The 21,049-nt window shown below is 63.6% G+C and carries 21 protein-coding genes and 1 tRNA gene; 11 read left to right on the forward strand and 11 right to left on the reverse strand.

Going from position 1 to position 21,049, the window contains the following annotated elements; genetic code table 11:
* The first annotated feature begins 75 nt into the window (after positions 1-75).
* Positions 76-1,446, forward strand: a complete 1,371-nt coding sequence (locus KG104_RS16115) for an MFS transporter (protein ID WP_207347713.1) — start codon at positions 76-78, stop codon at positions 1,444-1,446.
* Between the two features lie 13 nt (positions 1,447-1,459).
* Here KG104_RS16115 and dcd read toward each other — a convergent pair whose 3' ends face one another.
* Positions 1,460-2,035, reverse strand: coding sequence for a dCTP deaminase (gene dcd, locus KG104_RS16120; protein WP_207347712.1), 576 nt, complete (start codon positions 2,033-2,035; stop codon positions 1,460-1,462).
* Between the two features lie 44 nt (positions 2,036-2,079).
* Entirely contained in the window at positions 2,080-2,934 is an 855-nt protein-coding gene (gene kynA / locus KG104_RS16125) for a tryptophan 2,3-dioxygenase (protein ID WP_207347711.1), read from the reverse strand.
* A gap of 90 nt (positions 2,935-3,024) precedes the next feature.
* Between kynA and KG104_RS16130 the strand changes: the two genes are divergently transcribed.
* The 10 genes from KG104_RS16130 to KG104_RS16175 all read left to right on the forward strand — a co-directional run bounded on the left by KG104_RS16130 (position 3,025) and on the right by KG104_RS16175 (position 11,740).
* Complete coding sequence (locus KG104_RS16130; RefSeq protein WP_207347710.1) at positions 3,025-3,552, forward strand: SseB family protein; 528 nt, start codon at positions 3,025-3,027, stop codon at positions 3,550-3,552.
* A gap of 91 nt (positions 3,553-3,643) precedes the next feature.
* A complete protein-coding gene (locus KG104_RS16135) occupies positions 3,644-4,687 on the forward strand; it encodes a M4 family metallopeptidase (RefSeq protein WP_104160226.1) in 1,044 nt (347 codons plus the stop codon).
* Positions 4,684-4,956, forward strand: a complete 273-nt coding sequence (locus tag KG104_RS16140; RefSeq protein ID WP_104053161.1) for a protealysin inhibitor emfourin — start codon at positions 4,684-4,686, stop codon at positions 4,954-4,956. The genes KG104_RS16135 and KG104_RS16140 overlap by 4 nt, the downstream gene beginning before the upstream one ends.
* A 66-nt stretch (positions 4,957-5,022) precedes the next feature.
* Positions 5,023-5,093, forward strand: a tRNA-Gly gene (locus tag KG104_RS16145).
* Between the two features lie 87 nt (positions 5,094-5,180).
* Positions 5,181-6,107, forward strand: coding sequence for an AEC family transporter (locus KG104_RS16150; protein ID WP_104160225.1), 927 nt, complete (start codon positions 5,181-5,183; stop codon positions 6,105-6,107).
* Between the two features lie 148 nt (positions 6,108-6,255).
* Positions 6,256-7,569 carry a sugar ABC transporter substrate-binding protein gene (locus KG104_RS16155; protein ID WP_104053163.1) on the forward strand — a complete coding sequence of 438 codons (1,314 nt, stop codon included), beginning with the start codon at positions 6,256-6,258 and terminating at the stop codon, positions 7,567-7,569.
* Positions 7,566-8,528, forward strand: a complete 963-nt coding sequence (locus tag KG104_RS16160; protein WP_104053164.1) for a carbohydrate ABC transporter permease — start codon at positions 7,566-7,568, stop codon at positions 8,526-8,528. The genes KG104_RS16155 and KG104_RS16160 overlap by 4 nt, the downstream gene beginning before the upstream one ends.
* Positions 8,528-9,370 carry a carbohydrate ABC transporter permease gene (locus KG104_RS16165; protein WP_104053165.1) on the forward strand — a complete coding sequence of 281 codons (843 nt, stop codon included), beginning with the start codon at positions 8,528-8,530 and terminating at the stop codon, positions 9,368-9,370. The genes KG104_RS16160 and KG104_RS16165 overlap by 1 nt, the downstream gene beginning before the upstream one ends.
* A gap of 37 nt (positions 9,371-9,407) precedes the next feature.
* A complete protein-coding gene (locus KG104_RS16170) occupies positions 9,408-10,670 on the forward strand; it encodes an ABC transporter ATP-binding protein (RefSeq protein WP_104053166.1) in 1,263 nt (420 codons plus the stop codon).
* Between the two features lie 86 nt (positions 10,671-10,756).
* A complete protein-coding gene (locus tag KG104_RS16175) occupies positions 10,757-11,740 on the forward strand; it encodes a hypothetical protein (protein WP_207347709.1) in 984 nt (327 codons plus the stop codon).
* A 49-nt stretch (positions 11,741-11,789) separates the two neighbouring features.
* Here the strand turns inward: KG104_RS16175 and KG104_RS16180 are convergent, their stop codons facing one another.
* From KG104_RS16180 to KG104_RS16220, 9 genes are all read right to left on the reverse strand, one after another.
* Positions 11,790-13,769: an NHL domain-containing thioredoxin family protein gene (locus KG104_RS16180; RefSeq protein WP_207347708.1), complete on the reverse strand. Its 1,980-nt coding sequence runs from the start codon at positions 13,767-13,769 to the stop codon at positions 11,790-11,792.
* Entirely contained in the window at positions 13,769-15,904 is a 2,136-nt protein-coding gene (locus KG104_RS16185) for a bifunctional copper resistance protein CopD/cytochrome c oxidase assembly protein (protein ID WP_207347707.1), read from the reverse strand. The genes KG104_RS16180 and KG104_RS16185 overlap by 1 nt, the downstream gene beginning before the upstream one ends.
* A gap of 93 nt (positions 15,905-15,997) precedes the next feature.
* On the reverse strand, positions 15,998-16,285 hold the full coding sequence (locus tag KG104_RS16190) for an HU family DNA-binding protein (RefSeq protein ID WP_104053170.1): 288 nt from the start codon (positions 16,283-16,285) through the stop codon (positions 15,998-16,000).
* Between the two features lie 289 nt (positions 16,286-16,574).
* On the reverse strand, positions 16,575-16,880 hold the full coding sequence (rpsN, locus tag KG104_RS16195; RefSeq protein WP_104053171.1) for a 30S ribosomal protein S14: 306 nt from the start codon (positions 16,878-16,880) through the stop codon (positions 16,575-16,577).
* 2 nt (positions 16,881-16,882) lie between these two features.
* Entirely contained in the window at positions 16,883-17,050 is a 168-nt protein-coding gene (gene rpmG / locus KG104_RS16200) for a 50S ribosomal protein L33 (RefSeq protein WP_104053172.1), read from the reverse strand.
* Entirely contained in the window at positions 17,050-17,286 is a 237-nt protein-coding gene (gene rpmB, locus KG104_RS16205; protein WP_104053173.1) for a 50S ribosomal protein L28, read from the reverse strand. The genes rpmG and rpmB overlap by 1 nt, the downstream gene beginning before the upstream one ends.
* A 381-nt stretch (positions 17,287-17,667) precedes the next feature.
* Entirely contained in the window at positions 17,668-18,822 is a 1,155-nt protein-coding gene (locus KG104_RS16210) for a glucose-1-phosphate adenylyltransferase family protein (protein ID WP_207347706.1), read from the reverse strand.
* A 79-nt stretch (positions 18,823-18,901) separates the two neighbouring features.
* A complete protein-coding gene (locus KG104_RS16215; RefSeq protein WP_104053175.1) occupies positions 18,902-19,414 on the reverse strand; it encodes a MarR family winged helix-turn-helix transcriptional regulator in 513 nt (170 codons plus the stop codon).
* 60 nt (positions 19,415-19,474) lie between these two features.
* Positions 19,475-20,986 (reverse strand): MFS transporter, encoded by a 1,512-nt coding sequence (locus tag KG104_RS16220; protein WP_207347705.1) that lies wholly within the window; start codon positions 20,984-20,986, stop codon positions 19,475-19,477.
* Positions 20,987-21,049: the final 63 nt, after the last annotated feature.

Raw genomic sequence — 21,049 nt, forward strand, 5'->3', positions numbered from 1 at the left:
GGGCAGCCATGCCCAAGGACATGCCGGAGTGCCGGTTGCGGCCCTGCCGGGCGCAGGCCCCTATAGCATCTGCCTATGGTCTCCCACACAGAAGTTCACAGCACCCTGCCCGGCGGGCTGCCTCCGCGTTTCCGGAAACGGCAGGTCCTTGCCTGGGCGTCGTGGGACTGGGGGTCCGCCGCTTTCAACGCCGTAATGACCACCTTCGTCTTCACGGTGTACCTGACCTCGGAGAGCTTCGGCGGGAAAGACCATGCTTCCTCCGTCCTGGGGTACGGCATTGCCCTGGCCGGAGTGGCAGTGGCAGTGTTCGCCCCCGTCATGGGACAGCGCTCGGACGCCGGGGGCCGGCGCCGGCTCTGGCTGGGCATCAACACGGCCCTGGTGTGCCTGGTCACCGCCCTGTGCTTCTTCGTCTTTCCCCGGCCGGAGTTCCTGCTGCTCGGCGTTGCGCTGATCGCCTTGGGCAACGTCTTCAGTGAATTTGCCGGCGTGAACTACAACGCCATGCTGTCCCAGATTTCGACGCCGGCAACGGTGGGACGGGTCAGCGGTTTCGGCTGGGGCATGGGGTATGTGGGCGGGATTGCTGCCCTGGCAGTGGTGCTGGTGGGCTTCATCAACCCCGACGTGGGCTGGTTCGGCGTTACTTCGGAGAACGGCTTGAACATCCGCGCCGTCGCCGTTTTCGCCGCCGTCTGGCTGGCCGTCTTCGCGGTGCCCGTCCTGTTTGCGGTTCCCGAAGTTCCCCGTAAGGAACGAGCTGCCGGAATTGGCTTCCTGGCGTCCTACGGACTGCTGTTCCGTCGCGTCAAGGCCATCTACAAGACCAGTCCGCACACCATCTGGTTCCTGCTGGCCAGCGCAGTTTTCCGTGACGGCTTGGCCGCGGTGTTCACGTTCGGCGGAGTGATAGCACACGGGACCTTTGGATGGCCCCTCTCACAGGTCATCATCTTCGCCATCTTCGGCAACGTGGTGGCAGCCGTCGGCGCCATTGCGGGCGGCTTCCTCGACGACCGCGCCGGCCCCAAGAAGGTCATTGTCTTCTCACTGATCGGGCTGCTGATCTCCGGCGGGTTCATTGCGCTGTTCGGAGCCGGGGACCAGCGCCTCTTCGGGCTGCAGTGGAGCGGCGACACCACGTTCTGGATATTCGGACTGATGCTGTGCCTGTTCGTGGGGCCGGCCCAGTCGGCGTCCCGTGCGTTCCTGGCCCGGCTTGCCCCGGAAGGCGAGGAAGCCGAGCTGTTTGGGCTTTATGCCACCACCGGCCGAGCCGTGAGCTTCCTGGCGCCCACGCTCTTCGCCGCCTTCATCACCATTTTCGGCGCCCAGCGGTACGGCATCCTCGGCATCCTGCTGGTGCTGCTGGCGGGCCTGCTGGTGCTGCTGCCGGTGCGATCACCGGACAAGACACCGCGCGCGGTGGTTCCGGAAGCCTGACCGCTGCCCGGCGCTACACCTGGGAGCGGTGGAAGTTCAGGTGGCTGCGCGACGCCGTCGGGCCCCGCTGGCCCTGGTAACGGTTGCCGTACTGTCCGGACCCGTAGGCATATTCGGCCGGGGAGGTCAGCCGGAAGAAGCACAGCTGGCCGATCTTGGAACCGGGCCACAACTTGATCGGCAGCGTTGCCATGTTGGACAGCTCCAGGGTCACGTGCCCGGAGAAGCCGGGGTCAATGAAACCGGCAGTGGAATGCGTCAGCAGCCCCAGACGGCCCAGCGAGGACTTACCCTCAAGCCGCGCCGCAATGTCATCGGGCAGGGTGACCGTCTCATAGGTGGACCCTAGGACAAATTCGCCCGGATGCAGGATGAAGGACTCGTCCGGGTCGACCTCCACCAGGCGGGTCAGGTCCGGCTGGTCCAGGGACGGGTCGATGTGCGCGTATTTGTGGTTGTCGAAGAGCCGGAAGAACCGGTCAATGCGCACGTCCACGCTCGAGGGCTGAACCATTGAGGGATCGTAGGGATCGAGGACGATCCGCTTGTCGGCAATTTCGGTTCGAATGTCGCGGTCAGAAATCAGCACTATCTAAAAATAGCGCATGCACACGCGGGAGCCGGCCTGGGCTGTCAGCGGCCAATCTCCGTCCGGACGGCATACAGCTCAGGAAAAAACGTCAGCTCCAGCGCCCGCTGGAGGAAGGACGCACCGGAGGATCCCCCGGTTCCCCGCTTGAATCCTATGGTGCGCTCCACGGTCTTCAGATGGCGGAAACGCCAGAGTTGGAAGTTGTCCTCCAGATCCACCAGCTCTTCACAGGCTTCATAAATGTCCCAATTCTGAGCGGCGTTCTCATAAACGTGTTTGTAAACACGCATGAGGCCCTCGTTGGCCACATGCGCCTGCGTGACGTCACGGTGAAGCAGTTCCACGGGGACGGCATAGCCGCGGCGGTGCAGGAACCGGATGAACTCGTCGTAGATGCTGGTTTGTTCCAAAAGATCCGTGAGCAGGGCCTGCGCCGCCGGATCGGCTGCGAAAACGTTCACCATGGCGGCGTTCTTATTGCCCAGCAGGAATTCCACGGCGCGGTACTGATAGGACTGGAACCCGCTCGAGGCACCCAGATCACCCCTGAACTCGGCGTATTCCGAAGGCGTCAGCGTGGCCAGCACCGACCACTGCTCGGTCAGCGAGCGCTGGATGTGCTTGATCCGGGCGATGCCCTTCATGGCGGCGCGCAGGTCATCCGCGGCCAGGTTGGACCGGACGGCCCGCAGTTCATGCAGGACAAGTTTCAGCCACAGCTCGGAGGTCTGGTGCTGGATGATGAAGAGCATCTCATCGTGGTGCTCCGGACTGCTCACGGGATGCTGGGCGGCCAGGAGATCATCCAGTGCCAGATAGGAGCCGTAGCTCATCTTGTCGGTGAAGTCCCGTTCAATGCCCGGCTCCAGGTTTCGGGTGTTCCTGCTCACGCTCATTCTCCCACCGTAGCTTGATTCACCCCCCTGCCGCTGTGCCAGACTTGCGGCTGAGCCTTTGACGAACATCCAGCACTCAAGGAGATCCCCATGACGGAGAATACGGACAGCACGCACGGCACGGCGGATGCGGAAGGCACACTTCCCGGCCAGGCGCAGTATCAGGACCCCGAAGGTGCTGCAGCGCTCGAAGAAGCCATCCTCGCCGGCCAGGAAGGCCGGATCACCAGCCAGGAGCTGGTAGCCCGGATCTGCGAATCGGAGCTGCTCAGCGTCGGCCGGCTGCTGGACGAGAAGGACCCCGCGTCCTTCCAGGCCCTGGTGTTGAAGGCCCCCGAGGGGGACTCCGCTGTAGCCGCAACGTTCACCAGTGCCCAGCGGGTGCCGGAACAGATCCGCGAAGCGGCTCCGGTCATGGTGAAGGCCGGCGGTGAAGCTACCCTGCGCAGCATTGGCGCAGGCTACGGACTGGCCATCAACCCCGGCAGCAACCTGGGCCTCGAGCTGGGACCGGAAGGAATCGCCGCCATCGTTGCCGCCTACGATCAGGCAGCGGCCAATCAGGCAGCAGCCGCTGCGGCGAACGAAGCAGGCAGCGGCGAGACGCAGCCTCAGTAGCCACCCTTGCGCTGTCAGAGGTGGCCTCTAGGCTGGGGCCACACGCGTGGAGGGAAACCAGTTGCCCTGCACCCGGACTCCGGAGGACAGCATGACCTGTTCAATTGTTCCCCCTTATCTCCTGACACGCATTGCCGAACTGCAGGGCGGAGGCTTTAGCCGGGCGCCGGAAGCTGCGCAGCGGGCGCTGGCAGAGCTCCCTCCGGTTCATCAGGCACGGTCGCAGACACTGCAGCCGCCGTTTCCCCCGCGCGGCAGCGCACTGGCCCCCACACTGCGGCGGGAGATTTCCGACGCCGGTTCACTGGAGATCCTCCCCGGCACCCTGGTCCGTTCAGAGGGCGCAGATCCAACCGGCGATGCAGCAGTGGATGAGGCCTATGAAGGGCTCGGGGCTACCCACGCGCTTTTCCGCGACGTCTACGGCAGGGACTCGGTGGACGGCGCCGGCGGCCTTTTGGCGGCCACTGTGCACTACGGCCGCGACTATGACAACGCATTCTGGAACGGTGAACGGATGGTGTGCGGCGACGGCGACGGCGAAATCTTCCAGCGGTTCACCAAATCGCTGACAGTTATTGGGCATGAACTGGCCCATGGCGTTGTCCAGTACACCTCCCGTTTTGAGTATTCCGGCCAGGCCGGCGCGCTGAATGAATCGGCCGCAGACGTTTTCGGTGTCCTCGTGGAGCAGAAACTCCTGCACCAGGAAGCTGCGCAGGCAACGTGGCTAGTGGGCGCGGGGTTGTTCACCGACCAGGTGTCGGGCGCTGCGCTTCGGTCCCTGAAGGCTCCCGGCACGGCGTATGACGACGACGTGATCGGCCGTGACCCGCAGCCGGCCACCATGGCGGGTTACGTGGACACTGAATCGGACAACGGCGGAGTCCACATCAATTCCGGCATTCCCAACCACGCCTTCTATTTGGCCGCCACCGCCATGGGAAATTTCGCCTGGGAACGGGCCGGGCAAATCTGGTATGACACTTTGGCCGAGCAGGACCTCCCTGCGGACTGCACTTTTTCACTGTTTGCGGCCGGAACGCTCGCCGCTGCGGAAAAACGCTACGGCAGCTCGGGAGCAGAGTACGCTTCCGTGTCCGGTGCCTGGGAAGCCGTGGGCGTGCTGCCATGAGGATTGTGGTGGTCCGCACCGGCGGCTTCGCCGGCCTGACCCGGGTGTGGAGCACCCAGGTCAGCACCGAAGAAGCGGAGCGGGAGTGGCTGCCGCTGCTGCAGGAGCGTCCGCCGGAAAAGGCTGACGGATCAGACCGCTTTGTCTACGAGATTAGCGTGGGCCCGGCTGCGGTAACCCTGCCCGAGCACTGTGTTCAGGGTAAATGGCGGGATCTGGTGGACCGTGCACGGCAGGGCGGCAGGGAGACAGACAGCAACGACGGGTGAACACCGAATTCGGCCCGGCGCGGGTTCCATGTAAAGTGGTTTTTTGTGCCGGACCCTTCCGGCGCTGCGGGCGTAGCTCAATGGTAGAGCGCTAGCTTCCCAAGCTTGATACGCGGGTTCGATTCCCGTCGCCCGCTCCGAGAAAAAGACCCCTGAGAATCCTCCGCGATTCCCAGGGGTCTTTTGTTGTCTGCGCTGTCTTTCGGCGGGGATATACTGAGCCGGTGTTGGGGGTACTTACCGGGTTCACCGTTGTCTGGATCATCATTCTTGCGGGATACCTGATCGGCAGGCTCAAGGTCCTGGGCGCAAACGCGCAAAATGTCCTGAGCAGGCTGGCGTTCTTCGTTGCCTCCCCCGCCCTGCTGCTCGTAACCCTCAGTGATGCGGACCTGCACACGGTCTTTTCCCTGCCGCTGCTCGTAGCGGCAGCCAGCGCCGTCGTAACGGCAGGCATCTTTGTACTCTGCACCCGCTGGTGGCTGCGCCGCCCCCTGCCCGAGGCACTGATCTCGGCCATGTCCTCGTCGCTGGTCAACGGCGCCAACCTGGGCCTGCCCATAGCCGTCTATGTCCTGGGCGATGCCGCCTTTATTGCCCCGGTCCTGATTTTCCAGATGGCCTTCTTCACACCGCTGTTCCTGATGCTTCTGGATTCGGCGACGAGCGGGCGGCGGACCTCGCTAATGACCTTCCTGGCCCAAGTCGTGCGCAATCCGATCATTATCGGAACCCTGATCGGCCTGTTCCTGGCCGCCACCGGCCTTACCCTGCCGGTCATCATCCTGGAGCCCATTACCCTCATCGGCGGAGCTGCTGTACCCGCCATGCTGCTGGCCTTCGGGATCTCCCTTGTTGGATCCCGCCTCTTGGAGCGCGACGGCGGCCGCCGGGCCGACGTCCTCCTCGCCACGGCATTCAAACTGGTGCTGCAGCCGCTGCTGGCCTACGCCCTGGCGCATTACATCCTGGGGATGGAGGGAACCCTGCTGTTTGCCGTCGTCGTAACCGCTGCCCTGCCCACCGCACAGAATGTCTTCGTGGCAGCCAACCGCTACGGCCAGGGCGAACTCGTAGCCAAGGACACGGTTCTGCTGACCACCATTCTCTCCCTTCCGGTCCTCATAGTCATTGCTGCACTCCTGACCTGAGGTTTCTCTCACCGCCACTCGTCCTGAGAGTGGCGGAATTCACACCCAAGGCATAGTGTCTTTTCGAAAGGCTGCTTAGGGTGGCAGTTTTGCGGAAGGTTCTATCAATCCGCGCCTACGACGAGGTGGAGGCACAACACCGATGCCAATGGATGCGAGACACAACGACCGGCCCCGCAAACGGGCGCGCGCAGCTGCGGGGGTTGCCCTCGCTATCGGAGCGACGCTGTTGACCGGCTGTTCCTCCGAAGAAGGTCCCCCAACCCTCACCTGGTACATCAACCCGGATGACGGCGGCCAGGCAACGATCGCCGAAATCTGCACCGACCAGGCAGATGGCGCCTACACCATCCAGACCTCGCTGCTGCCCAGCGATGCCGGAGCGCAGCGGGAGCAGCTCGCCCGCCGGCTCGCAGCCGGCGACGACACCATGGACATCATGAGCCTGGACCCGCCGTTTGTCCCCGAACTGGCCGAACCCGGCTACCTCGCTCCTGTTCCGCAGGAGGTCATCGACAACACCACGCAGAACGTCGTCGAAGGTGCACTGACCGGAGCGAAGTGGAAGGACAAGGTGGTGGCCGTTCCGTTCTGGGCCAACACCCAGATCCTCTGGTATCGGAAGTCGGTGGCGGAAGCCGCAGGGTTGGACATGACCCAGCCGGTCACCTGGCAGCAGCTCATTGACGCAGCCGCCAGCCAGGGCAAGTTCCTGGGGGTCCAGGGTGCCCGGGCCGAATCCATGACCGTGTGGGTCAACGCACTGGTCGAATCTGCGGGCGGCACCATCGTGGAGAATCCGGACGCCCCTGCAGACGAGATTAAGCTGGGCCTCAATTCCGAGGCGGGAACCCAAGCTGCCGAAATCGTGTCCACCATCGGCAAGGAAGGCCTCGGCGGCCCCGGACTGCCCACCCAAACCGAAAACACCTCCATGATCCAGTTCCAGGGCGACCAGGGCTCGTTCATGGTCAACTACCCCTTTGTCTGGCCTGCCACCAATGCAGCAGTGGAAGCGGGAACACTGCCCGCAGACCTGATCGATGACATAGGCTGGACCCTGTATCCGCAGGTCAATGCCGGTGAAGAAACCGCTCCCCCGCTGGGCGGGATCAACCTCGGTGTGGGGTCCGAGAGCAAGCATCAGGACCTGGCCTACCAGGCCATTGAGTGCATTGTCAGCCCGGATAACCAGTCCCTGTACTTCACCAGCAACGGCAATCCCCCGGCCAACATCGATGCCTATGATGCTCCGGGCGTATCGGACACCTTCCCCATGGCGGAGACCATCCGTGAGTCCCTGGAATTGTCCAAGCCCCGGCCGCAAACCCCGTACTACAACGAAGTTTCAACCGGCATCCAGCAGACGTGGACCCCGCCAAGCGACGTTGATCCGGCAACCACGCCGGAAACCAGCTCCGAGTTCATCCTTGCGGTCCTGAAAGGGGAGAAGCTGTTGTGAGCACTTCCGTAGAAGCTCAGCGGGGAGCAGTGCCCGCATCCAAACCCGCCAAGCCGCGCCTGAGTGACAGGGCACGGTCCGAACGCAGGCTCGGGCTGTGGCTGGCCGGCCCGGCATTCGTGATCATGCTGGCCGTCACTGCCTATCCGATCCTCCTGGCCGTGTGGGATTCACTGTTCAAGTACCGGCTGACGGCGCCGGGCGACAGGGAATTCATTGGCCTCGGCAATTACAGCGTTATTCTCACCGACAGCGTTTTCTGGCGCGACCTCGGCGTGACGCTGCTGATCACCGTCATTACCGTGGCTGTGGAACTCGTTCTGGGCTTTGCCCTGGCCCTGGTGATGAACAGTGCATTGAAGGCCGTCCGCGGCTGGCTGCGCACAGCCATCCTGGTCCCCTACGGCATCATCACCGTGGTTTCGGCCTTCGCCTGGTTCTACGCCTTCGACATTAACTCCGGCTACATCAACCACTGGTTCGACTGGGTGCCGGGTATTAGCCCGGACCTGAACTGGTTTGCCGACGGGCCCACCGCCCTGTTCGTGATTATCGCCTCCGAAATCTGGAAGACCACACCGTTCATTTCTCTCCTGCTGCTCGCCGGGCTGGCGCAGGTTCCCGGAGAACTGACCGAAGCCGCGGAAGTGGACGGTGCCACCTGGTGGCAGCGGATGTCACGGGTGATCCTGCCGAACATGAAGGCCGCCATCATGGTTGCCGTCCTGTTCAGGGCGCTGGACGCGTTCCGGATCTTCGACAACGTCTACATCATGACCAACGGTGCCTACGGGACCGAAGTCCTGTCGCTGCTGGCATACCGCACCTCGATTTCCCGGCTGGAGATTGGCATGGGCTCAGCGATTTCAGTCCTGCTGTTCCTTTGCGTGATCATCATCTGTTTCATCGCCATCAAACTGTTCAAGGTGGACCTCACCGGTGCACGAGGGGGTAACTAGTGAAATCCTCACCTGTTCGTCGCAGGCTGATCTGGACCATCATCTCGATCGTGGTGATCGTCTATGCACTGTTCCCGGTAGCCTCGATTCTCGCCACCTCGTTCAAGATCCCCAGCGACCTCACGTCGGGAACGTTCCTCCCCAATACGTGGTCCACCACCAACTATGAAGAGATCCTTGTGGGGGACGCCCAGGATCTCTTCCTCTCCGCACTGCGCAACTCCATCGGCATCTCCCTGATCGCCACGTTTGTTGCCGTGGTGCTGGCCACCCTGTGTGCCTACGCGATTGCACGGCTGGACTTTCCCGGCAAGAAGCTGATCCTGACCACTGCGCTCGGCGTCTCGATCTTCCCCGTAATTTCCATCGTGACTCCGTTGTTCAACCTGTGGCGCAACATCGGGCTGTATGACACTTGGCTCGGACTGATCATTCCGTACCTGTCCCTGACCCTGCCGATTTCCATCTGGACGCTGTCAGCGTTCTTCCGGCAGATTCCCTGGGAGCTGGAACAGGCAGCCCAGGTGGACGGAGCCACCACCTGGCAGGCTTTCCGCAAGGCTATTGTTCCCCTCGCGGCACCCGGGGTGTTCACCACGGCGATCATCGCGTTCTTCATCGCCTGGAATGACTTCGTGTACGGCATTTCGCTGACCTCAACCGATGCAGCAAGGCCGGTTCCAGCAGCCTTGGCCTTCTTCACCGGCGCCTCCCAGTTCGAAGAACCGACGGGCGCCATCTCGGCGGCCGCAATTATTGTCACCATCCCCGTTGTAGTGCTGGTGCTGGCGTTCCAGCGCCAGATCGTCTCGGGCCTAACCCAGGGCGCCGTCAAGGGCTAAGTTCCTTACGTCCGGTCGAAGAAAAGGATTTATTCTCATGGCATCGATCACCCTCAACCACCTCGTCAAGAAATACGGCGACGGCTTCCCTGCCGTCAACGATGTCAGCTTGGATATCGCAGACGGTGAGTTCATCATCTTGGTTGGCCCGTCCGGCTGCGGAAAGTCCACCCTCCTGCGGATGATCGTAGGTCTGGAAGACATCACGTCCGGAGACCTGCTGATCAACGGGGAGCGGGTGAATGACAAGGCACCCCGTGACCGCAACCTGGCCATGGTGTTCCAGAACTACGCCCTGTACCCGCACCTGACGGTCTTCGAGAACATCGCGTTCCCGCTGCGCCTCGCCAAGGGCAAGTACACCGATGAGCAGGTGAACAAGCTGGTGAATGACGCTGCTGCCACCTTGGAGCTGACTGAGCATCTGGACCGGAAACCTGCCAACCTTTCCGGCGGTCAGCGACAGCGCGTTGCCATGGGCCGCGCCATTGTCCGCCAGGCGGATGCCTTCCTCTTTGACGAGCCCCTCTCCAACCTGGACGCCAAACTGCGCGGACAAATGAGGTCGGAGATCTCGCAGATGCAGCGCCGGCTGGGAACCACCAGCGTCTATGTGACCCACGACCAGACTGAAGCCATGACCCTCGGCGACCGCGTAGCCGTGCTCAAGAAGGGCATCCTGCAGCAGGTGGCGTCGCCGCGCGAACTGTATGAACAGCCCATCAACCTCTTTGTCGCGGGCTTCATCGGCTCTCCGTCGATGAACTTCCTGCCGGCCACGGTGGACGGCAACGTGCTCCGGACTGCGGTTGGCGACATCACGATTCCCCAGGATAAGGCCAGCAAGGCCACGGGGAAGAACATTGTGCTCGTAGGGCTGCGGCCGGAGTTCTTTGAGGATGCCAAGTTTGTGGACGAGGCCAAGCTTCACCACGGCTCAACGTTTACCGCACCCATCAGCCACACCGAATGGCTGGGCAACGAGCAGTACGGCTACATCCCCTTCCACCCGGATCCTGAGGTCAAGGAACTCCTGGACAACTTGGCACGGGATATGGACGCCGACGAGCTCCGGCCGCAGATTGTGGTTACCATCGACGCAGCCTCCCGCATCCGCGGAGGACGCGACGCCGAGCTGTGGCTGGACACCCGCAAGGTGCATCTGTTCGATCCCGAGACCGGGGAGAACCTCACCCGGGATGCCGAAGCAGGTGCGGAGCTGACCGAGGAAGCCAACGCAGCACGTGCCGAAGAAATCGCCATGGCACACGAGAATGACAAGGTGGGCAGCGGAAACTAAGTTCCCGCGGATTTGCCCGGAGAAGCCCGGACGGCGGCAGGCCCGCGGTCCGGGCTTCTCCTGTTTCACCCGGTATCGTTTGATCGGTGCAGGGAACAACATCGGTAATCAAAGCAGTGGCCACGTGGCTGCTTGCCCTCATGCTCACCATCGCTGCGGCAGTGGTGGTCATTTATTTCGTCAATGCGAAGGTGTACGGGCCGGGGCACCAGGTGAGCAGCTACTTCGACGCCCTCCAAGAAGGGGACGGGGAACGCGCCCTGGGCCTGCTGGCCGCCACGGTTCCGCAATCCAATGCCGCCCTGCTGGACGGAGACGCGCTGCGGGCCGCAGCCGCGGACCTTGAGCTGGTTCAGATCGGTGAACCCCGCGACGCCGGTGAGGACAGGGTGGATATTGACGTCACCTATGCCATGGGCGCCGAGGAGGCGCAGAGCACCTTCCGCCTGGCGCGTACTGAGAAGCACTGGTTCTTTTTTGACCAGTGGTCCTTTGTCCCTTCGGTCCTTCCCACGGTGACTGTCAGCGCCCCCAGCCAGCGCGAAGCCGTCCTCAACGGCGTTCAGGTGGCCCTGCCTGAAGAGACCACCACGTTTGCTTCCTTCTATCCCACCCGCGTGGAAGCTTCCTACGAATCGGAGTTCTTCGCCGCCCCGGCGGAATCAGGAGTCCTGACTTCGCCGCGTGACACCGTCTCCCTGGTCCTGGCAACCGAGGCCACCGAGGCCCTGAGAAATGCCGTAGATGCCAAGGTCCGCGATTTTCTCGCCGGCTGCACCGGCGCCCAGGACCGGCTCGCCCCGCCGGGCTGTCCGTTCTTCCACTTCACCGACAACCGGGTCCAGCCGCCCATCGTCTGGGAAATCACGCAGTACCCGGAAGTCAATATTCGTTCGGTGTCGGGGAAGTGGGTACTCTCCCCGCTCAACGGCAAGGCCCGCCTCACAGCTGAGCAGACGGACCTCTTCAGCGGCGTCAAGAGCCCGCTGGAGGTTGAGAAGGATTTCAGCTTCGCCGCGCAGCTGTCCGTTGGTGCAGGCGAGGTGTCCGTTACTCCCCTGATCGACTAGCCCGGCCGGATGTCTGTGGCCGGGCTAGTCGATTGCCGCACAGATTCCGCTAGTCGAGCCCGCGCAGGTCCAGGGTGAGCTCAGTGTCTCCCGCGGCGTCGATGGTCACCGGGATGCCCCAGTCCTGCTGGTACAGGTGGCAGGCGGCGTGGTCGGGGATCTCGCCGCCGGGCTCGCCGTCGCAGGCCGCGGCGCGTGCCGTGATGTGCAGAACACCGCCGGACACGGAGTCCGAAAGCACCAGCTCACGCGTCAGCCCGGTGGAAGTCCCGCCGCCGGAAACCAGCAGTTCCTCCGGAGAGGATGAGATCTTCAGCTGCGTGGGATCTCCCCACCGGTCGTCCAGCTTCTGGCCCTTGGGAGCGGCAAAGCGGACGGAAAGCGCCACCGTGCCCGCGGCCATCGGGCTGGCAGGGCGCTGTGTCTGCCGGGCACCCTCGTCCACCGACTGGGCTTCCTTGGGAATCGGCAGCCGCACCAGTTCGTGTTTGTTGGCTTCCACCACGATCAGCAGCGGTTCCCCGGCAGTGGTGTCCACCAGGACGCCGGAAGGCTCGGAGAGTCCGCGGGCCAGGGTGGAAACGGTTTCAGTTGCGGGGTCGTAACGGCGAACAGCACCGTTGTAGGTGTCGGCGATGGCCACCGAACCGTCCGGCAGCACTGCAACTCCCAGCGGGTGCTGCAAACGCGCCTCCCCGGCAGGCCCGTCGCGGAAGCCAAAGTCAAAGAGCCCGGCTCCGACGGCGGTGCTGACCGATACCCGTGTGGTGCCGTCGGCTGTACTAAAGGCCAAACGGCGAACCGCTGAGGTTTCCGAGTCGGCGACCCAGATGTTGCCGTCAGCGTCTTCGGCCAGGCCGGAGGACTGGGCAAACCAGGCCTCGGCACCGTCGCCGTCCAGCAGGCCTTCAAGCCCGGTGCCGGCCAGGATGCCCAGTGCGCCGGTGAGCGGATCGAAGCTGAAAATCTGGTGCGTGCCGGCCATGGCCACTACCAGCCGGCCCAGCGCAGTGGACCAGGTCACGTCCCACGGCGAGGACAGGGACACGGCCAGCGGGTCGGAGCCAAGGGCCGGCTGCACAGACGCCGATCCGGGTACGTCGCTGCCGGCCGCTGAGGCGGCTTCGGAGGGGTGGTCCGCGCCGGGTGCCCGCTTTGTCTGGTTGCCGGCGTCCAGGAGCCGCTGCACGCCGTTTCCGGCGACAGTGGTGACGGTTCCGGAGGCCAGGGCCACTGCGCGCAGCCGGTGGTTGACCGTGTCCGCCACCACGACGTCGTACCCGGTCTGCTCCGCCACGGCGGCAGGCAGGACGGCCAGGCCCTGGGGTTCGTTGAACTGTGCCGTGCCGGCGTCGCCGTCGCGCCACCCCTTCGTGCCGTCACCGATAACAGAGCGCACTGTGGTGAGATCATCCTCAAGTTCCACGAGGCGGTGGCGCCCGGTATCGGCCACCAGGAAGGTCCCGCCGGGAAGTGCAACGGCCTTGCCGGGAAAACGCAGGTTGCCGGCGGTGGGTTCGGCCGGAACATACGGACCGTTTCCGCGGTGCAGCGTGCCCTTTGCTTCGTGCTCTTCTACGAGCTCGCTGATCAATGATTCGAGGCCGGCGGCGTGACCTTCACCCGACAGGTTGGCCACGATGTAGCCTTCCGGATCCAGGACCACCAGGGTTGGCCAGGCGCGGGCCGCGTAGGCCTGCCAGGTGATCAGCTCCGGGTCGTCCAGGACCGGGTGGTGGATTTCGTAGCGTTCCACAGCCGCTGCCAGGGCCACGGGATCCGCCTCGTGCTCGAACTTGGGCGAGTGCACACCCACCGTCACCAGCACGTCGGAGTACTTCTCCTCCAGCGGGCGAAGCTCGTCCAGGACGTGCAGGCAGTTGATGCAGCAGAAGGTCCAGAAGTCCAGAAGCACGATCTTCCCGCGCAGGTCTTCCAGCCCGAGCTGGCGGCCGCCGGTGTTCAGCCAGTTGCGGCCCTCCAGGGCGGAGGCCCGCACCCGGTATCCGGTGCGCACAGTTTCAGTCATTAACGGTCTCCTTCAGAGCTGCTGGCATCCCGCTTGGCCAGATTGGCAAACATGTTGTTGTAAGCGGCCAGCTCAGCCTCATTATTCCTTTCGGCTGCCCGATCTTTACGCCGTGTTTCGCGGGCGTCAGTCCGGGACCACTGCAGCGCCACCCCAATGGCCACCATGACAGTGGGAATCTCGCCCAGGCCCCACATGATGGATCCGCCGAGCTGCTGGTCAGCGAGGGCCGACAGTCCCCAGTCCCGGCCCATGTTTCCAAAGTAGGAGGCCTGGATCAGGGAGGTTCCGCCCATGACCGCCACGCCGAAGAAGGCGTGGAAGGCCATCGTGGCCAGCAGGATCACCAGGCGCAGCGGATACGGCGCCCGGTAGGGCAGCGGGTCGATGCCGATCATGGTGAGGACAAAGATGTAGCCGGTCAGCAGGAAGTGCACAACCATCAGTTCGTGGCCCACATGCTGGCGCAGGGCGAACCCGAACAGCTCCGAGTAATAGAAGATCACGATGGACCCGGCAAAGTTGACGGCCGCGAAAATGGGGTTGGTGACCAGTTTGGAGAACCACGAGTGCACGCCGACGAGGATCCACTCCCGGATCCCGCGGGTGCCGTCCCCGCGCGGTGTCAGCGCCTTCAGCGCCAGTGTTACGGGGGCACCGAGCACCAGGAACAGCGGAACCACCATGGTCAGGGACATATGGGCCAGCATGTGGGTGCTGAAGAGCACCATGCCGTACACGGCAGGGGCACCGGACGTGACGTAGGTCAGCGCAGCAAGGCCAAACAGCCAGCACAGGGCACGAACAATTGACCACTTATCACCGCGGCGGCGCACCTTGACCATTCCGGCAATGTAGGAAATCGCCAGGACAAGCACGATCGCGACCCACAGCCAGTCGAAGCGCCACTCGGTGAGGTAGCGTTCATTCGTCAGTTCCGGCGGCAGGTCATATCCGGTGAGGATCCGCGCCGGCGACGCGTTGGCCGGCAGCTCCTCCGGCCGCGGGGTGGCGGTGCGGCCCAGGGCCACGGCCACGCCGGAGACAGCGGCCATGATCAGCAGTTCCACACCGATCAGCTGCCAGAGAATGCGGTTGGCGCTCTTCGCCCGGGGGCCGCCCTGCTCGTTGGAGCCTGCGGCGGAGCCGGGAATCTTGGCGGGCAGCTGGGGAATGATCCAGCGGCGGTGCAGGAACCCGATCACGCCCAGCAGCAGGGTTGCCGCGGCCTTGAAAATAACCAGACTCCCCCACTCGGAATTCAGCTGGGAAAGAGAAGTGATGCGCAGGGAGGCGTTGATGACGCCGGACAGGAAGACCAGCGCGAAGGCGAAACCGGCAAGGGCGGAGTAGCGGCGCAGCACCACGCCCGTAATGGGACCCAGCTGGCGCGAGACAACAGCCAGGACAATGAGTCCGCCAATCCACAGGCACACACCGGCCAGGTGCAGCCCGATGGAGTTCACGGCGGCACTGTGGTCGTCGCCGCCTGCTGAGTGGCCGACGAGCGCGATGGGGATGATGGCCCCGGCGGCCAGCACGGTGGTGGCGGCGAGACCGTTCAGGGACCGGACACCGAAGGCCAGGGTGGTGACCACTGCTGCAATGATGCTCACCGCCAACCAGGCGCGGCCGGTGGAGAAGTCGGTGACGAAGGCGCCAAGGCCCTGCGTGTAACTTGCCTCCGCGCTCAGCGGCAGGCCGGAGACATCCGAGTAGGTGAAGAGCAGCACGCCAACGGCGGCCAGCGTCCAGACCGCGGCGGCGAACCCTGCCAGTGACATGGCGCGGGCGAAGGCGGGGTGTTCCGGCTCATCCGCCCGGACCTTGCGGGACCGCGTGAACTTCAGCGACTTTGGCAGGATGGCGACTGAGAACACCAGCGCTCCAATGACCGCTGCCATGGCACCGTTCTGCACGGCCTTGACAACAGGCATGGCCCATCGGGTCAGTGCACCGGGGTCGGAAAGCTGCTGGGCCGCGGCGGCACCGGAGAAGACCAGCGCCCCGGCAAGGGCCGTGAACAGGACGGCAGCGGCGGCGGCGAGCCAGCCGCCCCGAACGGCTCCGGCAGACGTGGAAGCGCCGGACGGCAGGCGGGCGCCGGCGGTATCGGTGTTGGCAGTTTTAGGCACGATACCTATTCTCTACCCCCGGTAGAAATTTGGGCTAATTGCACAAAAAAGGCCGGCGCCCTCCGGCGCCGGCCCTTGCCTCAGGAACGGAGGTTACTTCTTGGTGGAGACAGCAGCCTTCAGCTTGGAGCCGGCGGTCAGCTTGACGCTGTGGCCTGCCGGGATCTGAATGGTTTCGCCGGTCTGCGGGTTGCGGCCCGTGCGGGCAGCGCGGTCAGTGCGCTCGACTGCGAGCCATCCGGGGATGGTGATCTTCTCGCCATTGGCAACGGAGGTTGCGAAGATGTCGAAGACAGCGTCGAGAACGCCGTTCACTGCCGTCTGGCTGTTGCCGGACTTCTCTGCCACTGCTGCAACAAGTTCACTGCGGTTCATAGCCAATTTATGTCCTCCTGGACTAGGTGTTAGCTCGAGCGGATCACGGATGCGAAACCGCCACTGTTGGAAACTTACCAGTCCGCGCCCGGAAATCAGGAAAAATCCGCTGTTTTTCGCGGTTTTTTCAGCTCTCAGCCCAGAAAAAGGTGCCATTTACCCCATCGAGGCCCTTAGCCTGTTTCCTTGCAACGGCGCGGATTTTACGCACACCCGCCGCCAAACAGCTCCGGGGCATGCAAAAGGGCGGCAACCCGCAGGTTGCCGCCCTTTTGAAAGCTTAGTTAAGCAGTGCTTACCAGCTGGACTTCTTCACGCCGGGCAGTTCGCCTGCGTGGGCCATGTTGCGGAAACGCACACGCGAGATACCGAACTTCTGGAGGGTACCGCGGGGGCGGCCATCAATCTGGTCACGGTTGCGAAGGCGTACCGGCGAGGCGTTGCGCGGAAGCTTCTGCAGGCCGAGGCGTGCAGCTTCGCGGGCTTCGTCGGTAGCGTTCGGATCCACCAGGGTCTTCTTCAGTTCGAGGCGCTTCGCAGCGTAGCGCTCAACAATGACCTTGCGCTGCTCATTGCGGGCAATCTTTGACTTCTTTGCCATTCTTAGCGCTCCTCACGGAATTCGACGTGCTGGCGGACCTTGGGGTCGTACTTCTTCAGGACCATGCGGTCCGGGTCGTTACGACGGTTCTTGCGGGTCACGTAGGTGTACCCGGTGCCGGCGGTCGACTTCAGCTTGATGATCGGACGTACGTCCTTGTCCTTAGCCACTAGAGCTTCACACCCTTCGCGATAAGGTCAGTGATGACGGCGTCGATACCGCGCACGTCAATCGTCTTGATGCCGCGGGCCGAAACCTGCAGCGTCACATTGCGGCGCAGGGACGGAACCCAGTAGCGCTTCTTCTGAATATTCGGGTCGAACCGGCGCTTGTTGCGGCGGTGCGAGTGCGAAATGCTGTGACCAAAGCCGGGGATGGCTCCGGTGACCTGGCAATAAGCTGCCATGATCTCTCCTCCAGTTGTAGTAAATATGACGGTCCTCAAAAAACAGACACAGGGCGTTTGCCTAAGCACCTGCCATAAAGAGCGTCCCGCCACCAGTTTTGACACCGTTATTACTGCGACTTTCCGGAGGTTGACCTGGCGGGGTGAGATCCAGCCGAAGTGCCTCGCCGCGGGGAAGACGGTGAAGTTCAGGATGCCAAGCAGTATCTGCCGGGACAGCCTTCAATTCTAGGTTTATACGGGTGGCCGCGCAAATGTCTCCAGGCCCGCCTTACGGCATCTCTCTCGAACATAGGCGCAACTTAACGCCTCTCTATCCTAGGGGCAACCCGGCTTTCGTTCAAACCGGCGGGATACTGTACCCGTTAAAGGTGCCTGACCTCACCCTTTAGACGGCGACGACGGCGTTTGTACTGCCCCGTCCGCCCCGACAACCACCACTGCCGCCTCCGGATCCAGCTCAGCGCCGTCGAGTTCGGTGCCGCCGCCCACCACTGCGCCGGCATCCACAATGGCGTTGCGCAGCTTTGCGCCGGAACGGATCTTCACGTCACCCAGGAGAACGCAGTTCTCCACTTCAGCGCCGGCTTCCACCAGAACGCCGGCCCCCAGGACGCTGCGCCGGACGCTGCCTTCCACCCGGGAGCCCGGCGCGAGGAGGCTGCTGGAAACCCGGGCCGCCTCGCCGGCGAAACCGGGCAGCCGGCGCGGTGAGGCACTGAGGATGGGCCATTGAGGGTCATCGAAGTCCAGCCCGCGGCCGTCAATCAGGTCCATGTGGCCCTCGTGGTAGCTGCTCGGCGTGCCCATGTCCCGCCAGTAGCCCTCCAGACGATGTTCGGCCACCTTTTCCGTCTCCACCAGGTAGGGAATCAGCTGGTCGCCGTAATCCTCCAGCTGGCCGTCCCTTTCCATCAGCTCATCCATGGCGTTCAGGAGCACGGCTGCGTCGTAAAGGAAGATTTCGGCAGCCACGAGGTCGGTTTTGGGCTTCTCCGGCTTGTACTCAAAGCCGGTCACGAAGCCGTCCTTCGCCTCCACCACACCGTGGTCGGAGGGGTTCCTGCGGATCTTGGTCGTAACCACGGTCAGGGCAGCACCGGAACGCTCATGGGTGGCAAGAACCTCCCGGTAATCGAGCCGGTAGAGATGGTCGGCGCTGAGCACCAGGACCAGGTCCGGATCATAATCGCGGATGTAGTCGGCCTGGCGGTACAGAGCGTCAGCATTGCCTTGCGCAAACCCCTCCCCTTCGCCGCCCTGATAGGGCGGCAGCACCCGCAGGCCCCCGTTGGTCCGGTCCAGGTCCCAGGGGCGGCCGCTGACCAAATGGTCGTTGAGTGATTTGGGCTTGTACTGCTCCACGATCCAGACGTCGGACAGCCCGCTGTTGTGGAGGTTTGACAGGGGAACATCGATCAGGCGGTAGGAGCCGGCAACCGGCATGGCAGGCTTGGCCCGGTGGTCCGTGAGGGAGCCAAGGCGGCCTCCCGTTCCGCCGGCAAGAATCAGTGTCAGAATGCGGGGGGTGTGCATGTGGTACCTCTCGCTGGGGGGGGGCGTGTTGACTGCTCTCCATTTACACCAAGGCTAACAAAATGCCCTGACGCCGCTCTCAGGAGGGATCGGCGGGGGTGTTGTCTTCAACGATGCTGTTGCCCGGTTCCAGCCGGCCCAGGATGCGCCGGCCAATGCGTTCGAGGTCACTCACGTCGCGGGCGTCCAGTCCGTCGAAGACCAGATCCCGGACCGAGCGGACGTGGTCGGGAGCGAGTGAAGCCAGGGCTGCCATACCCTCGTCCGTGAGCGCGGCCATGGTGACGCGGGCGTCGTCGGGCGACTGCGAGCGTTCCATCCAGCCGCGGCCCTCAAGTTTCTTCACCACGTGCGAAAGCCGGGAGAGGGATGCGTTGGAGCGGGCTGCCAGTTCACTCATCGGCAGCGCACGCTCCGGTGCCTCGGAGGTCATCGCCAGCACGTGGTAATCGAAAAGCGTGATCCGTGCCCGCTTGGACAGGTCTGCATCGAGTGTGGGGTTGAGCCGTGTGGCCACGGCGTAAAGAGCCAGCCACGCCCGTCGTTCATCGGGACTCAGCCAGGGGACGGAGGAGAACTCGGTGTCGCTCATTTGTCTATACTCCCATGGTTGCTTGAGCCTTCAATGATTCGGCGGGCGGGGCCGGCGCGCTTAGCTGTCCTGTTGTTTAGGCGCCCCGGTGCCTTCCACACCGAACGGCAGGGAATCGACGTCGAGCCGGGGGTTCTCATCCTGGGTTGCCACAAGCTCGCGTGCCTCGGCGTGAGTATCCACGCTGGGCATGGACCCGGGCATGGGCCGGTTGGCGGATTCCTTCATGATGTAGACGGCCACTGCTCCCACAACGGAAGTTGCCATCAGCCAGAATGCCGGCATCAGGTCATTGCCGGTCAGATTGATCAGCCCCTGCATGATCAGCGGTGCGGTGCCGCCGAAGATCGCCACGGCGAAGTTGTAGGAGATGCCCATGGCGCCGTAGCGGCTCGCCGTGGTGAACAGTGCCGGAAGCGCCGAGGCGAGGTTGGACACGTAGAGGGTCACGGGAACGGCCAGCAGGCCCAGTCCCAGCAGGGTCGACCAGACAGGGCCGTGGGCAATCAGCAGGAACGCCGGAACGGCCAGCACGATGGTGGACCCGGCGCCCATCAGCAGCACCGGACGGCGGCCGATGCGGTCCGACAGCTTTCCGCAGAGGGGAATGCACAACGCCATCGCCACCAGGACGGGGATGGTCAGCAGGGTGCCGTGCACGGCGTCGTATCCCATTGAGTCGGTGAGGTAGGACGGCATGTAGGAGGTCAGGGTATAACCGACAGTGTTGGCTGCAGCTACCAGGACCATGGCGACGATGATCGGGCGCCAGTACAGGCCAATCATGGCCAGCGTTCCCGGAGGTACCGTTTCGCTGTCGGGGTTCCCCGAAGCGGCGTTCTCCTCCTGCGCATCCAGGGTGGCCTGGAAGGCCGGTGACTCTTCAATCTTGAGCCGGAAGTAAATGGCGATCAGGCCCAGGGGGCCTGCAACGAGGAAGGGAATGCGCCAGCCCCAGTCGAGCATGGTTTCGGCACTGAGCGTCAGCTGCAGGATGGACACGACCCCGGCGCCGAGGGCAAAGCCCATGTAGCTGCCGAGATCAAGAATGCTGGAGAGGAAGCCGCGGCGCTTATCGGAGGCGTACTCCGTCACGAAGGTTGTGGCACCGGCGTACTCGCCGCCGGTGGAGAAGCCTTGGAGCAGCTTCATGAGGACCAGCAGCACCGGAGCCCACATGCCGATCTGGTCGTAGCCGGGGAGGAGGCCGATCACGAACGTTGAGCCGGCCATCAGCATCAGAGTGGTGGCCAGTGTCTTCTGGCGGCCCAGACGATCGCCGAGCCGGCCGAAGACAATTCCGCCGAGCGGGCGGGCCAGGAAAGTGGCAGCGAAAACGCCCAGGCTGAAGATCAGCTGGGCGGAGGCGTCGGCCTCGGAGAGGAAAACCGCTCCCATGGTGACGGCAAGATAGCCGTAGACACCAATGTCGAACCATTCCATGGTGTTGCCGACGACGGTTCCGCCCACGGCTTTCTTCATCATCGATTTGTCGACAACATTCACGTCGTCAACCTTCAGGCGCCGGCGCCTCAGGACGGGGCGGCGGAGAGTGGGTGCATCTTTAGGCATGTTGGCTTTCTTTCCTAGAAGTCAGCTGCGTGTATCGGAAGCAACCGGCCGGACGCCGCAACA

Origin of the sequence: Arthrobacter sunyaminii (assembly GCF_018866305.1) — a bacterium.
GTDB classification, from domain to species: Bacteria; Actinomycetota; Actinomycetes; order Actinomycetales; family Micrococcaceae; genus Arthrobacter_B; species Arthrobacter_B sunyaminii.

Bases quoted from the DNA above. Each gene is read 5' to 3' on its own strand.
- KG104_RS16115 (WP_207347713.1), top strand. From the start codon at position 76: ATGGTCTCCCACACAGAAGTTCACAGCACCCTGCCCGGCGGGCTGCCT.
- KG104_RS16155 (WP_104053163.1), top strand. From the start codon at position 6,256: ATGGATGCGAGACACAACGACCGGCCCCGCAAACGGGCGCGCGCAGCT.
- KG104_RS16180 (WP_207347708.1), bottom strand. From the start codon at position 13,769: ATGACTGAAACTGTGCGCACCGGATACCGGGTGCGGGCCTCCGCCCTG.
- KG104_RS16130 (WP_207347710.1), top strand. From the start codon at position 3,025: ATGACGGAGAATACGGACAGCACGCACGGCACGGCGGATGCGGAAGGC.
- kynA (WP_207347711.1), bottom strand. From the start codon at position 2,934: ATGAGCGTGAGCAGGAACACCCGAAACCTGGAGCCGGGCATTGAACGG.
- KG104_RS16210 (WP_207347706.1), bottom strand. From the start codon at position 18,822: ATGCACACCCCCCGCATTCTGACACTGATTCTTGCCGGCGGAACGGGA.
- KG104_RS16215 (WP_104053175.1), bottom strand. From the start codon at position 19,414: ATGAGCGACACCGAGTTCTCCTCCGTCCCCTGGCTGAGTCCCGATGAA.
- rpmB (WP_104053173.1), bottom strand. From the start codon at position 17,286: ATGGCAGCTTATTGCCAGGTCACCGGAGCCATCCCCGGCTTTGGTCAC.
- KG104_RS16170 (WP_104053166.1), top strand. From the start codon at position 9,408: ATGGCATCGATCACCCTCAACCACCTCGTCAAGAAATACGGCGACGGC.
- KG104_RS16135 (WP_104160226.1), top strand. From the start codon at position 3,644: ATGACCTGTTCAATTGTTCCCCCTTATCTCCTGACACGCATTGCCGAA.
- KG104_RS16220 (WP_207347705.1), bottom strand. From the start codon at position 20,986: ATGCCTAAAGATGCACCCACTCTCCGCCGCCCCGTCCTGAGGCGCCGG.
- rpsN (WP_104053171.1), bottom strand. From the start codon at position 16,880: ATGGCAAAGAAGTCAAAGATTGCCCGCAATGAGCAGCGCAAGGTCATT.
- KG104_RS16140 (WP_104053161.1), top strand. From the start codon at position 4,684: ATGAGGATTGTGGTGGTCCGCACCGGCGGCTTCGCCGGCCTGACCCGG.